Origin of the sequence: Vibrio sp. VP6, assembly GCF_028823755.1 — a bacterium.
GTDB lineage: Bacteria > Pseudomonadota > Gammaproteobacteria > Enterobacterales > Vibrionaceae > Vibrio > Vibrio parahaemolyticus.
Genome location: NZ_JAPEID010000008.1, coordinates 115,538 through 129,185 on the forward strand (window position 1 = coordinate 115,538; position 13,648 = coordinate 129,185).

16 protein-coding genes and 1 riboswitch are annotated in these 13,648 nt (G+C 44.4%); of the genes, 2 read left to right on the forward strand and 14 right to left on the reverse strand.

Translation table 11 applies throughout. The features are described 5' to 3' along the window. Position 1 precedes the first annotated feature (1 nt). The 8 genes from OU793_RS07720 to OU793_RS07755 all read right to left on the reverse strand — a co-directional run bounded on the left by OU793_RS07720 (position 2) and on the right by OU793_RS07755 (position 7,264). Complete coding sequence (locus OU793_RS07720; RefSeq protein WP_017447340.1) at positions 2-937, reverse strand: Gfo/Idh/MocA family protein; 936 nt, start codon at positions 935-937, stop codon at positions 2-4. A gap of 121 nt (positions 938-1,058) precedes the next feature. Beyond that, complete coding sequence (locus tag OU793_RS07725) at positions 1,059-2,714, reverse strand: phosphoethanolamine transferase (protein WP_140103865.1); 1,656 nt, start codon at positions 2,712-2,714, stop codon at positions 1,059-1,061. Between the two features lie 21 nt (positions 2,715-2,735). Continuing rightward, complete coding sequence (locus OU793_RS07730; protein ID WP_005463392.1) at positions 2,736-3,092, reverse strand: diacylglycerol kinase; 357 nt, start codon at positions 3,090-3,092, stop codon at positions 2,736-2,738. Positions 3,093-3,269: 177 nt separating this feature from the next. After that, positions 3,270-3,659, reverse strand: coding sequence for a glycine zipper family protein (locus OU793_RS07735; RefSeq protein ID WP_274647744.1), 390 nt, complete (start codon positions 3,657-3,659; stop codon positions 3,270-3,272). Positions 3,660-3,831: 172 nt separating this feature from the next. Then, positions 3,832-5,118, reverse strand: coding sequence for an ATP-binding protein (locus tag OU793_RS07740; RefSeq protein WP_140103866.1), 1,287 nt, complete (start codon positions 5,116-5,118; stop codon positions 3,832-3,834). Next, the gene (locus OU793_RS07745; protein WP_005463399.1) at positions 5,119-5,832 is read right to left on the reverse strand and encodes a response regulator; all 714 of its coding nucleotides are present in this window, start codon (positions 5,830-5,832) and stop codon (positions 5,119-5,121) included. A 176-nt stretch (positions 5,833-6,008) separates the two neighbouring features. After that, a complete protein-coding gene (locus OU793_RS07750; protein ID WP_005485124.1) occupies positions 6,009-6,728 on the reverse strand; it encodes an SDR family oxidoreductase in 720 nt (239 codons plus the stop codon). Positions 6,729-6,967: 239 nt separating this feature from the next. After that, on the reverse strand, positions 6,968-7,264 hold the full coding sequence (locus tag OU793_RS07755) for an isoamylase early set domain-containing protein (protein ID WP_005477072.1): 297 nt from the start codon (positions 7,262-7,264) through the stop codon (positions 6,968-6,970). Between the two features lie 182 nt (positions 7,265-7,446). On the opposite strand from OU793_RS07755, the gene OU793_RS07760 reads away from it, so the two are divergent. After that, a complete protein-coding gene (locus OU793_RS07760) occupies positions 7,447-7,821 on the forward strand; it encodes a hypothetical protein (protein ID WP_029805247.1) in 375 nt (124 codons plus the stop codon). Positions 7,822-7,903: 82 nt separating this feature from the next. Continuing rightward, a complete protein-coding gene (locus OU793_RS07765; protein ID WP_020841867.1) occupies positions 7,904-8,503 on the forward strand; it encodes a thiol:disulfide interchange protein DsbA/DsbL in 600 nt (199 codons plus the stop codon). 52 nt (positions 8,504-8,555) lie between these two features. On the opposite strand, the gene OU793_RS07770 is transcribed toward OU793_RS07765, so the two are convergent. From OU793_RS07770 to OU793_RS07795, 6 genes are all read right to left on the reverse strand, one after another. Continuing rightward, the gene (locus OU793_RS07770; protein WP_180793926.1) at positions 8,556-8,801 is read right to left on the reverse strand and encodes a hypothetical protein; all 246 of its coding nucleotides are present in this window, start codon (positions 8,799-8,801) and stop codon (positions 8,556-8,558) included. 153 nt (positions 8,802-8,954) lie between these two features. Beyond that, complete coding sequence (locus OU793_RS07775; RefSeq protein ID WP_140103867.1) at positions 8,955-9,401, reverse strand: DUF3429 domain-containing protein; 447 nt, start codon at positions 9,399-9,401, stop codon at positions 8,955-8,957. A gap of 10 nt (positions 9,402-9,411) precedes the next feature. Continuing rightward, on the reverse strand, positions 9,412-9,957 hold the full coding sequence (locus tag OU793_RS07780) for a glutathione peroxidase (RefSeq protein WP_140103868.1): 546 nt from the start codon (positions 9,955-9,957) through the stop codon (positions 9,412-9,414). A 105-nt stretch (positions 9,958-10,062) separates the two neighbouring features. Beyond that, positions 10,063-10,719 carry a 3,4-dihydroxy-2-butanone-4-phosphate synthase gene (ribB, locus tag OU793_RS07785; RefSeq protein WP_005463409.1) on the reverse strand — a complete coding sequence of 219 codons (657 nt, stop codon included), beginning with the start codon at positions 10,717-10,719 and terminating at the stop codon, positions 10,063-10,065. Positions 10,720-10,832: 113 nt separating this feature from the next. Then, a riboswitch (FMN riboswitch) is annotated at positions 10,833-10,946 on the reverse strand. A 104-nt stretch (positions 10,947-11,050) separates the two neighbouring features. Further along, on the reverse strand, positions 11,051-11,668 hold the full coding sequence (locus OU793_RS07790; RefSeq protein WP_017447347.1) for a cob(I)alamin adenolsyltransferase/cobinamide ATP-dependent adenolsyltransferase: 618 nt from the start codon (positions 11,666-11,668) through the stop codon (positions 11,051-11,053). 117 nt (positions 11,669-11,785) lie between these two features. Further along, positions 11,786-13,639: an MFS transporter gene (locus tag OU793_RS07795; protein ID WP_140103869.1), complete on the reverse strand. Its 1,854-nt coding sequence runs from the start codon at positions 13,637-13,639 to the stop codon at positions 11,786-11,788. Between the last annotated feature and the right edge of the window lie 9 nt (positions 13,640-13,648).

Consider the following 13,648-nt stretch of genomic DNA (forward strand, 5'->3'; position numbering starts at 1 on the left):
ATTAATTGCAATGCACGGCTTGTTCTATGCGTTGACAGATCTGCTCTGCAAGCTGGTGGCTCGCTATGTTGCGTTGCACTGTGCTTGTAGCCAGCTTGCCTGATTCAACAACCTTAAACCAATCGAATAGCATAGCGTGAAAACCTTTACTCGTGAGCATTGGTGTCCAATCTTTTAAGTTCAACTTACGTTCTTGATTGTCCTGCCACAATTTACCTTCCACGAACGATTCAAACTCAAATGCTTGGTTGGCATAACATGCCTGAACGCGTTCGTTTGTGATGCCAAAATGACGATTCATTGAAGCGTGTAGTAGGGTATCACCATGTTGCCATTGCACATCCAGACGTGCGAGTTGTTGGCCGTCAAATTGGTGAGTGATGTAGACGTCTTGCAAATCGGCTTTTGCTACAACATTTACGCTGTCCAGCGGGTGAATAAAATCGTCAAAGATGAACGTTCGGAGTTCTCCCGGCAGATTGTGGCGATTTTTCTCCCAACGCAGTGACTTCAAATTAGCGACATCGCCTTTTTGTACGTTTGGCAAATAGTCGTTGTAGAGCGGAATGTGTCGGCGATTAAAGCCAACATAAAGTGGTTGATTGGCGATAGCTGCAATCTCATAGAGTTGCTCTACCTGTTGGGCACTGTCCGCCAGTGGTTTGTCGACAAAAGTAGGAATGCTTTGTTTTAGAAAATATTCAGCGATTTGAAAGTGAACATGAGTTGCGGCATGAATCATCACCGCATCTACACCAAACGCAGGAAGCTGTCGGTAGTCCTGACAGCTTTCCTTAATGCGATATTGCTGAGCTAGTGAAGAGAGGGTTTTGGCGTCTCGGGTACAAAAGACCAGCTCAACATTAGGAAGTTGAGTAATGACAGGAAGGTAAGCCTTTTGTGCAATGTCGCCTAAGCCAATAATACCGATTTTCATGTTGTTCGCTCTGTTTCGATTTCATTAGGCGTTGATTATAACGAGCGAAAAAGAGGTTGGCAGAAACGGCTTGTCATAAAAAAGCCTGACTCACATTTTGAATCAGGCTTTCTCTAACTACTTAGGATACGGTTCGACAGGTTTTGAAGATATCTAACTGACCGTCGTAGGCTTGGGTTTTTACGTCCATAATACCAAGCAAAGAGTGGAACACATTGTCATGCGAGTACTTACCTGCATTTTGTGCTTCTTTGGACAAACAATCCGTGTTGATGTGTTTTGCTTGCTTAAAGCTTGGCGACATCCACATGATAAGCGGTACTCGTTTTTGGAAATCCGGAGCAAGTCCGTAAGGCATACCATGCAAGAACATGCCGCTTTCACCAAGCGATTCACCGTGGTCAGAAACATAAATCAACGCAGTGTTATATTTGTCTTCTAACGTCTTAAGTTTGTTGATGGTTTGTTCCAAGACAAAGTCTGTGTAACGAATGGTATTGTCGTAGGTATTTACGATCTCTTCGACGCTACAGTTTTCAATGTCTGCACGTGGGCAATCTGGTTGGAAAAATGCTTTCTCTTTCGGGTAACGTTGGAAGTAAGTTGGGCCATGGCTGCCAATAAGGTGCATGGCTACAACTCGGTTACCGTTCATGTTCGACACTTCTTGGTCAAAGTCACTCAGTAGTGCCATGTCGTAACAAGTTTGACCGTTGCACAGTGCGTTTTGTTGCTTTCTGTCTACTTCGATTTTTTTGATCTTATGCGCGACTTCTTTATCGCCACCGTCGTTTTCTTTCCACAGTAGGTCGATACCTGCACGTTGCATGATATCTAACGCGTTGTCTTGGTTATCAGCTTGTTTACGGTCAAATTGATTGCGCGTTAACTGAGAAAACATGCATGGTACTGATACCGCTGTCGCAGTGCCGCATGACGCCACATCTTTAAAAGAAATCACATCTAATTGGCTAGTGTAGGGGTTAGTTTCACGCTCGTAACCATTCAGTTGATAGTTTTGAGTACGTGCGGTTTCACCTACTACAAAAACGAGTAACGTCGGTTTGTCCTGCGCTTGCTGTAAAGCGGTCGAAGATTGCTGTGCATCAGTACCGATTTCACGATATGGCTGTGGCGTAGTTAAGTAATTTTCTTTTACGTAACTTGTCGCGCTGTAGACATATTGCGTTGGGATGATCATTTTTTTCAGGTAGCTGTTATTGCGACCCACAGATGCGTAATCTTGATAGTACAACCCCGCAATCACGGCAATAACTGCTAACGAAGCGAGCATCGCGACCAGTTTTGTAAGCACAAAGCGTAGCCATTGTCCGCGTTGTGGTTGCAGCTCTACTTTGAACACAATCAGGGCAGGAATCACACCCATTAACGTCGTCCAAACGACTGAATATGTGCTGAGATAAGAGCTTGCTTCACTCGAGTCGGTCTCGACGATGTTGGCGATCATCCCAGAGTCAAACAGCGTTCCGTAGTTATAGCCTGCGTAGCTTACTAAGCTAGAGACCACTAGCAGCAAGATAAAGAACGGCTTTCCAACCCATGGCCAGCTAAATAGGTTGAATAAGAAATTAAGCGCGGCAAAAAAGAAAATCGGAATAGTTATAATGAAACCGATTTTGACTTCGTCTAACTTAGAGAAAATCCCAATGAGTTCTTTATAGATTGGGATGTTCACCACGAGAGCGAAATACAGCGCGAGTAGAACAGTAAAGGCAACGTATGGGATACCTTTCTTTGGAGAATCAACAGTCTTCATAAGTTACTTTCTTGAATAAAACTAAAGCAAGAACGACGCCCAAACAAATAGGGCAAGAAATAGCGCAACAAATACTGCTGCAGAGCCAATGTCTTTGGCTCGACCACTGAGTTCATGCCAGTCATCGCTGACACGGTCGACAACCGCTTCTACGGCGGAATTAATAAGTTCGACGATTAAAATCAGCAATAGGCTGCTGATCATCAATACACGTTCAAGCGTGGTAACTGGCAGAAAAAATGCGCTGATAGAAAGAACCAAAGTCAGTACGAGTTCTTGTCTGAAAGCGGCTTCATGAGTCCACGCGGCTTTTAGTCCTTTAATTGAGTAACCGGTCGCATCCATGACTCGGCGAATTCCTGTTTTACCTGGCTTCAAAATTGGGCCTTAATTTTTATTATTGGTTGATTGATGTGTGTTAGTACCGAAATGCACCAAATTGCGATCTGAGACTAATCGGTTAGACGTGAAACATTTGTGAATATGGGTGCAAGCAAAAAACGTCACGTTTGATTTGATGAATAAGTACTTTGGTTGTGTGGTTTAGACTAATGCTTAATCAAGGTCGTAAACGGTGTAACCTTTATTTTGTAGGCATTTGCGTAGCACGAGAGCTTGTGTTTTGGTGGAATCATTCGCGCCACCTAAAGTGCCTGCACCAGCACCGACTGCACTGCCAGCTACTGCGCCAACTGCTGCACCGCCAATACCATCTTCAAGAGCACCTGCCGCGGCACCGATTAATGCGCCAGTCATTGCACCATTGGTTGCGTCAGATTTAGCGGCTTCTGTTTTGTCGACTTTCTCTGCGTAACCTTGGCAGTAGGCAAAATCTTGTTCGTATTGCGCTTGGTCAACATTCGTCATGTCTACAACAGGCTTTTGGTTGTATGCACATGCTGCAAGTGAGGAAGAAAGGACAACGAGTAAAAGTGGTTTATACATGGGGCGAATCCATTATCTCTGTGAATTGATGGATTAAATGTACACTGTTTTATTACTTGTCTCTGTCTATGGATTGTATCGAAATGTCGTCTTATGTAATAAAAGCGGATGAGGAAGAAAATAGCGCAGAAACTAAGCGAACTGCGCTTTAACTTTTATCGTTGTTCGCCCGTTATTTAGGCAGAGATACGGTGAAGCAGGCGCCACCAAGAGGGCTGTGTGAAATAGAAACATCGCCGCGTTGCAATTCCATAATTTGTCTTACGATGGCAAGTCCTAAACCAAAGCCGCTGGTGCTTTTATTACGAGATTTGTCGGCGCTGTAAAATGCCTCAAACAGGTGAGGCCAGTCTTTTTCATCAATACCGTTTCCATCGTCATGAATGCTGATCATGCAGTGTTCGTCATCTTCGGTCACTTCTAACATGATTTGGTTGTCGGCATAACGCATGGCATTGCGAAGTAGGTTGTCTAACGCGCGCTTGAGCAGTTTGGGGTCGGTCTTAATTTGGGCTTCTTTGAAATCCGTATCTTTAACGGTGATTGGCAATGGCGTCTCTTGCTGCCATTTGTCTTTTAGGTCAAAAAGCAGGGAGTTAAGCTCAAGACTTTCGGTCCGAAGCTCTGTTTCTGGGCGCTCCATTTTTGCGTAGTAAAGGAGTTCTTCGACCATTTCTTCCATCTCATCAATGTCTTCAACGATGCTATTTACGTACTTTGCCTGTTGTTCATTTAGAGAGGAGTCGGCGAGTAAATCAGCCTGCCATTGCAAGCGAAAAATTGGTGTGCGTAGCTCGTGAGCAACCGCATTGGTGAGCATTTTATTGCTGGTAATGAGTCGAGAGACTTTATCGGCCATGTTATTGAAGCTTTTGTTCAATGTGCCAACCGATTTGGCGCTGGCCGTGCTTGCGCGGGCTTTGAAATTACCAGACGCAAATTCGACGGTGACTCTTTCTAGTTCACGAATTCTGCGGCTTAAAAACCAGATCAGCAAAACACAGTAAAGCGCGAAACCAGCGATGAAGAATATCCACACCATGTTGTCGTCGAAATTGACGGCTTGAATGATAGGACTATTCGGGTTGTCGCTAATTTTGAAAAAGGGAGTGCTCTCGTCGAAGCGAAACCAAAAATCCCGTTCATCATCAAAGGCGATGTTGGCGGTAGGATCTTCATTGAACACTTCCTTCACCTCAGGTGGGAGCTCATCCATGGTGTGAGGTTGCAACAATCGATGGCTTGCCGTGGCAAACTTTTCTAGCTCGCTTTTGGTGTATTCAAGCCCTTTTTCTTCATAGATAGGAGAGAGTAAATCGTAGAAAGCTTGCGAACTGTGTTCTTGAAGTAGGTAGTCATAATCAGTATTGAGCTCATACACGATGAGCTCATAACCTTTCAGACTGGCGAGAAAAAGAATGATCAGACCTAAAAAGCTCTCTAGATATATCCTTCTCATTTATGCGTTCCATGCATCCGGCATTAGTAGGTAGCCTTTGCCGCGTACCGTAATGATTTTTTGAGGTGAGCAAGACGCGTCACCCAATTTCTTTCTAAGTGTTACGATGCGGTTGTCAATGGTTCTATCTGTACCGTCGTACTCAATCCCGCGTAACGTTTTGGTGAGCCATTCACGCGACAAGGTTTTCTCGGCATGAGTGGCGAGTACCCACAGCAAGTCAAACTCACCGTCGGTTAATGCGACAGGCTGTTGGTTCATAGTGCAGGATTTACGTAGTCGGTTTAAACACAACACTCCGATTTGTAAGCCGTTTTCTGGCGCTGGAGCGGCGCTTTCTTTCCTGCGCAATAACATACGGATACGAGCAAGTAACACGCGCGGTTTGATAGGTTTCGTGACAAAGTCATCGGCACCAATTTCAAGCGCAGCGACGTGATCAAAATCATCATCGCTTGCGGTAAGCATCAGAACTTTGCCTTTGTAACATTCGCGGATTTGACGACAAACGCTCAAACCGTCTTGGCCCGGCAGCATCAAATCTAACAAAACCAAATCGGGTTGAGTGTCTAAAATGGCGTTCGGCGCGTCGGTGCCGTTATCAATACAGCGGACGTCGAAGCCTTGTTCTACAAAGTACTCACCGAGCATATCTTGTAGTTTTGGATCGTCTTCGACAATGATAAGGGATGGCTTGATTTCTTGTTCGTTCATGTAAGTGATGTGTGCTGTATTTGATATCACTGAAAGTTAAACAAATTTGCGAGTTATTTCAAATAAAGCTTGTAAAGAATAAGGTTATCCGATGAGTTAATAATATAAAAAAAGCAAACGTTTTGATATAGAACAAATCGTTTGCTTAGTATATGGGAAATTAAGTTGTCACCAGATTATGGTTGCTGCTTGGTCGGCGCGAGCGCAATTTCTCGGATACAGACATTTTGTGGTTGTTGGTAAGCGAACATTACTGCACGCGCGACATCGTCTGCGGCGAGTACACCACCCATATCCACTTTCCAAGCATCGTATCCATCTTTAATGTCTTGTGAAGTGGTGTGAGAAAGCAGTTCCGTCTCTACTGCGCCCGGTGCAATAGTCGTAACACGCACATTTGATGCGGCCACTTCTTCGCGCACATTTTCTGAAATTGCATGAACTGCGAACTTAGTCCCACAATATGCAGCGTGGTCAGGGAACGTCTTTTTACCTGCAATAGAGCTGATGTTGATTATTGTGCCACTATTGCGCGCTTTCATTGATGCAAGTACGGAGTGCATACCATTAAGCAAACCAAGCACGTTAACGTCGAACATACGCTTCCATTCAGCGGCGTCCTGCGTGTCGATCTGACCAAGCAACATTACACCCGCATTGTTGACTAGCACGTCAGCTGGACCAAATTGAGCTTCTGCTTTTTCAATCGCTGTTATCAAACTCGCTTGGTCAGTGACATCGACTTTTTCACATAAGGTGTTTGGTAAATTTAGTGCTTCTAAACGTTCTACGCGACGAGCCACAAGAAGGAGAGGGTGGCCTTCTTCACTAAAACGACGTGCGATAGCTTCACCAATACCTGAACTTGCACCAGTAATAACAACCAGTTTTTTCATTTGTTACTTCCTCAGTTTTCGTTGAAAGCAGCGGTCTGCTGCGATGAACTCATACTAAGGAAATAACTTTTGTTGATATATATCACTTTAGGTAAAACACTGTTGTTCATTAGCAACAATAATTGCTGCTTGAGTTTGTCTTATTGGTGGGAAAAAGGCGCAACTCGTGCGCCTTAAGTGAGAAGAATGCGCTGTTACTACGGTGAAATCCGCACTAATCAACCCATCAAAGTTACAACTTATTCAACGGTGCAAACAACGCTGTTGTCGCTACCAAAGCCATTTGGAACGTAAGCATCTGCTTGAGGATCGTTCTCCCATTCAACTTCATCGAGGAGATAACGAAATTGGATGTGTTGCTCTTTGGGTAGACGTGTTTTGAACTTAAATTGGCCGCTTTTTTTCACCAGTTTCATTGGCTCTGGTTGCCAGTCATTAAAATCTCCAGCGATTTTAATGGATTCCCATTGGTTTTTATCGAGTTCAAAAGTGACTTCAACTTCATCTTTAGTTTTGAAAAATCTCTTTTTAAGCATGAATCTTTCCTTGTTAGTACAAAAACTGCTCTAACTATTACTCGTGTTTCATAAGTATTTCAAGCGTTATCGGATTCATGCTGGTATAGCTCGTTAAATAACCGTGTACTCTTCGTGCTTCAAACTTGTATGAATATGATCTTTCTGTATGATGAAAATCAGTGTGTTGTGAAGAAATTGATATGTTGAAGTTGAATCGTACATTGATGACTACTCTGGTTTGTTTGGTGGCTATGCTGCTAACCAGTGTTTCATCGAGCGTTCAAGCATCGACAGCATCAATAGAAGCACAAAGCTTTCCCATGCAGCAAACTGCACTTCAAGAAAAACTCGGCGTAAATACAGATTGTGTTGAGCCGCACCACAAAGAACACATGATGGAAAAAGGGCAAAAGTCGCACACCAGTTGCAGCTCTTCTTGCATTGTGAAAATTCCCACGACTTTGTCGCAAAATGGCTTGATGCTACTGCCTTACAGCTTAGCGCTTATTGATAAGCCTCCTACTGAAAAAGCCGTGGTTGTGGTTTATAAGCCTTATCGACCTCCGATTGTTTGATTTCTTCTTTATTTATCTCCAGCACTAGCTGGCTCTTAGCTATATTTAAAACGGCACGGTTGTGCCCGAAGGAAAATAAACAATGAAGAAATTACTTGCACTATGCAGCACACTTTTACTGGCTTTCAGCGCTCACGCTGCTCAATTTGAAGAAGGTAAACACTACAAAGTGTTGGACGTTGAGAAAGCGACTAAACCAACCGTTACAGAGTTTTTTTCGTTTTACTGCCCACACTGTTATAAGTTTGAATCTGTGATTGAAAACTTAAAACCGGCTTTGCCAAAAGAAGCTCGCTTTGAAAAAGTGCACGTGGCGTTTATGGGCGCAGACATGGCAGTGCCAATGGCAAAATCTTACGCAACCATGGTATCGCTAGGTGTTGAAGATAAAATGGTGCCTGCGATGTTCGCGCAAATTCATCAAAAGCGCCAAGCACCGAAAAACGAAGACGAGTTAAAAAAAGTCTTCACGGACAACGGTGTCGATGGCAACAAATTTGACGCGGCGTACAACAGCTTTGCGGTTAGTTCGATGCAAAAGCGTTTCGATAAGCAGTTCAAAGAGAGCACTCTGACCGGCGTTCCTGGCGTCGTTGTGAATAACAAGTACATCGTTATTCCTAATGAAGTCCGTAGCTATGCCGAGTACAGCGAATTGGTGAACTATCTGCTAACGTTATAAATTAAAAGAAATGAAAAATGGCGGCCAAGTGGTCGCCATTTTTTTGAATTCGTTATCTCAGTACGGTTGTACAAGCTTGAGTTGGTACGCTAGTCATGAATATCGCGTGCGGATAAAACAAGCTAGCAACGGTGATAGCGACATTGCACGGTTGTGCGATGGTGTTTTTCACCACATTGGTGAGAACAATGCCCGTGTTGTTTACTGTTTGAGTGGCAGCTTGTTGCGCTCGGTAAGAAACGCAGCCAGAAGTCGCATTGATAATTGCAGTACTAAACAGTAGTTTGCGGAAAAACATATTCATATCCTTTGTGAATGTTTACGGACATATATATGTAGGTTTGCGCTACTTTAAAACAAAACGGTGTTCAAAATGTATGTGTATTCACGAAATGAACAGTGTTTTATATGGGTTGATTGGGTTTGTGATCTGAGTACTGGACAGACCAGATTATGCAATCAAAACCAATCCATGCATCAAAATGACGCCACAGGTGAGCTTATTCCTCATGCCTTGATAGCCTTTGGGATCAACTTCCAGTTCGACATTCCGTATCAGCTTTTCTGCATACCAAACGGCCGTGTATCCGGTTGCGAGCAACAATATTGCCGCGATGTAATACGTATTCCCTTGTAACAAGGCACCCCACGCAAGCAAAACAAACAAATTACTGAGAACTAGGATATTACGGCTCAAGCGGTGGTAGTAATGGTCGATACCATTTCCCCAGAGCACTCCCGATAGAAAACTCAAGATAACGGCGCTGTAGGCAATAAAAAATTGTTGGCCGCTTAGGTTAAATAAGGTGGTGTCAGACACGATAAGCAGCAAGCTGAACAGAAAAGGCACTAAGCCCAAGTACCCAAGGCGTAACATGGTTAAACGTGTCGTGACCATAACAGTGCTCCTACAGTTGTTGCTCAATCATATTAGTAAGCGTAGTACTCGTCGGAGAGGTTGAGCTTGGAAATGTGGCGATGACTTTGCCTTCTTTACTGATGAGAAACTTGTAAAAGTTCCACTTCGGAGTCACACCGGCTTGAGTGCTGATTTCAGAAAAGACAGGGTTGGCATCGTTGCCCAATATAGAGCTTCGAGCCATCATAGGGAACGTCACGCCGTAGTCGAGATAGCAGATCTTTGCGGTATTTTCTTCGCTTCCTTTGTCTTGTCGAAAATCGTTACTGGGAAAACCGATGACTGCGAAGTTTTTATCTTTGTAAGTTTGGTGTAGCGTTTCTAGTTGCTCATATTGAGGTGTAAAACCGCATTGGCTGGCAGTGTTTACGACGAGCAATGTTTTCCCTTTGAATACTTCACAAAGCTCAATTTCTTCTGTTGAATTTAACATGCGCTGTTTGCCTTGCAGAATGTCGGGGCACTCAGACGCAAGAGCAAACGAACTCATGGAGATAAAGCCAAGGAGTGCGGCGAGTTTCAGTAATCCTTTCATGATGTCGTTCCTTTTGTTTTGAAGTAAGTATAACTACTCAAACGTAAAGGGTATCGATCAAAAAAAGCCGCACAAATGCGCGGCTTTTTAATGTGCTTTGAATTTTTATGCCAGCTTCAAATCGAACTGATTACGATACGCGACCATGTCTTCGATAGTCAGTACTGGCATGTTGTGCAGGCGACCAAATGCAACGATCTCTGGTGCTTTTGCCATCGTACCATCTGGATTGGTCACTTCACACAGTACGCCAGCAGGTTGAAGCCCTGCCATTTGCATCAGATCAATCGTACCTTCCGTATGACCACGACGAGTCATTACACCACCTGGACGTGCACGAAGAGGGAATACGTGACCCGGGCGAGCAAGATCTTCAGGTTTCGCATGCGGGTTTGCCGCCGTTTTAATGGTCGTCACGCGATCTGCTGCTGAAACCCCCGTTGTTACACCAACTTTCGCTTCAATAGAAACCGTAAATGCAGTTTGATTCGCGCTGTTGTTGTTTACCACCATTGGAGGCAGTTCCAGTTTGTCTGCTTGAGCGTCTGTTAAACATAAACAAACGATGCCGCTACATTCGCGGATCATCAACGCCATTTGCTCGTTGGTGAGGTGCTCGACTGAATAAATGATATCGCCTTCGTTTTCGCGATCTTCATCATCAAGAAGAAGTACGCCACGGCCTTCTTTTAGAGCGATAAGTGCGTTTTCAACGCGAGTAATTGGGTCGCCGAATTCGGCAAGTAGTGATGACTGATTCATGGTTAACTCCTAAATTTCACCAGAATCAGGGCGGTATGAGAGATCGTCGTAAAATACGATCAAAAAGAAGTGCACCAGCATTCAACGCGATCTTACTCGCGATACTGGTGTATTCTTATTCTCTTTCATCCGGACTGTAACCGTCGGCTCTGGCATCTCACCAGATCTGCTGACCTCGACGAATCGAGGCCGCCGGTGGGGAATTTCGCCCCGCCCTGAGAACAATTAAAAATGTGCCACTTCATTCAAGTTGTGAGGAAGTGGAGCTAGGATAGTACTGCGAACTGAATAGCTTGGAAAGTCGATTCCATCTGTATGATGGAAAAGTGTGCTATCGACGGAAATAATCTGTGCGAATAAAGTGATCAATCTGCTGCGGCACGAAGGTGTTGTAAATCAGACTCGTATGCGTTTGCTTCACTTCGATATGATCTTGCATACCGTCCAGTCTTGTCTCTTCTACGGTAACCGTACCGTCCGACATGGTGTTGTCATTACGGATCAACAATGGGCGGGCACCAATCGGCACCGTTCCTGCGATACTGCCTAGTTTTTGCGGAAAAGCCCACGCATCATCATGTTTGTTTAATCCGTGATGTGGTGAATTGCCTAAAATTGCACCCAATCCGAGATCTTGAATTCGACCTACTATGGACGCGCCTTTAAGAGGCGAACCGATAGCGACAACATGAGAGATTAAGCTGGTGGTTGGCTTTCTGTTGGCGAGATAGCGCTTAATCATTAAACCTCCCAAGCTGTGCCCCACGAGCACGTTTGCGGTCAGTGGATTAAGCGAATGGTCAATAGAATCAAACAGTGAAGACTCATCGATAGCAACAGTGTTATAGCTGATCACTTGCGTTTCGTATCCGAGCTTTCTCAGCTTTTGGCTAAGAGGCTGCATGACCAGTCCATGCATATAAAGACCATGTAAGATGATGATTTTCATAATACCTCCTAGATTTATGACGTCGTAGATATCCTACTCTAATTAACAAGGAACTACTTGTGCTTTGTGGTGCATATTTACGTTTTGCTGCAAAGTTTGATCGGTATAGCAAGCGTATCAGCCCAGTAAATCCTGTACTTGTTGTTGCAATTGATGACGATTTAAAGAAGCTGGGCTTAACACTTCACCGATAACAACATCCACTTTTGACCAAAAACGAGTCGGTCGTTTTGTGAGAGCATGTCCGCCTTTGTGGCTGAAAAAAGAACCCCAAAGCCCTTTTAGTGCCATAGGGATGACAGGAACAGGATTACGTTCAAGGATTTTTTCCACACCAGGGCGAAACTCACCCAATTCACCGTTAGACGTTAAACGACCCTCAGGGAAGATACAGACAACCTCACCGTCGTTAAGCGCTTGTTCAATCTGTTCAAATGCTCGACGGTAAGTGTCGGCACACTTACGTGGAGAACAGATCGGGATAACACCGGCATGACGGAAAACATATTTAAGAACAGGCAGTTCGCTGATGGATTTGTCCATCACAAAACGAACCGGGCGAGTAGAGGTTCCCATCAAAATCAACGCATCGACATAGCTAACATGGTTAGCCACGATTAACGCAGCACCTTGTTCAGGAATATGTTGGCGCCCCTTTACTGACACTCGATACATACAATGGCTGAGTAAATAACTGATAAAGCGTTGTGTAAATTCCGGAACTTGACGATAGACATAGATTGCCACGAAGAAGTTACCTATTGCCATCATGGCAAACAGTTCCACAATAGAAAGCTCTAGTACGCTGAGTACAACGATCGAAACCAAAGCAGACACCACCATAAACAACGCGTTCATGATGTTGTTAGCAGCAATGGCACGTGCACATTCCCCTTTGTTTGAACGCGATTGGATGAACGCATAAAGAGGAACAATAAAGACACCGCCGCTTACACCAACAAGGAACAGGTCAATCATGACGCGCAGATGTTTGGATTCAGCAACGAAGTTTTGCACATCATAAAAGTGCACCGGAAGTGATGGATAACTTGGGACTGCCCATAGCAAGTCGACGCCAAAGACTGTCAGACCAAGGATACCGAATGGCAAAATACCAAGCTCAACGTGGTTGAAAGAGAGCTTTTCACACAACCAAGAGCCTGTAGCGATACCAATGGAAAACAATGCCAACAGTAAAGAAACGACAGTGCTGTCTGCAAACAAATGTTCACGCGCAAAGTTAGGGAATTGAGTCAGGTAAGTCGCACCCATGAACCAAAACCAACTGATGGCTAGAATAGACATCCAAATGCCTCTCTGTTTTTTTGCCATTTTTAACGTGTTTTTTAAACCAGAAATCGGTTCAAACTTCGCTTTGTCAGTCGATTGGCTAGGCATCGTTGGAATGTTCACACTGCTCATAAACCCGAGCAAAGACAAGGCAATCACGACGCAAGAAGCAATCAAGGTGCCATTAGGAATAGCTAGCAGCAGTCCTGCGCTAAGCGTACCTATAAGAATCGAAAGGAACGTGCCCATTTCAACCCAAGCATTTCCTTTAACAAGCTCATTTGGTTTGAGCGCTTGTGGTAGCAAGGCGTATTTCACGGGACCAAAATAGGCCGATTGAGTGCCTGTCATAAACAGCAGAACCAGCATCAGCATGGCACTTTGGGTGGCAATAGCGGTTGCTGCGCAAGACATGATAGCCAGCTCGATGAGCTTTAGACGTCGGATTAATTTGGCTTTGTCCATGCTGTCAGCGACGGCACCAGCATGCGCAGAGAATAGAACGAAAGGTAGGATAAATAAGCCTGCCGCCAAATTAACAAATAGATTAACGGATATTGGTAAGTTATCAATTTGGCTGTATGTCACCATCAATAACAGAACGTTTTTGTAGATGTTGTCATTGAGCGCGCCAAGACACTGCGTCACAAAGTAAGGAAAAAAGCGTTTTGAGAAAAACATGCTGGCTCC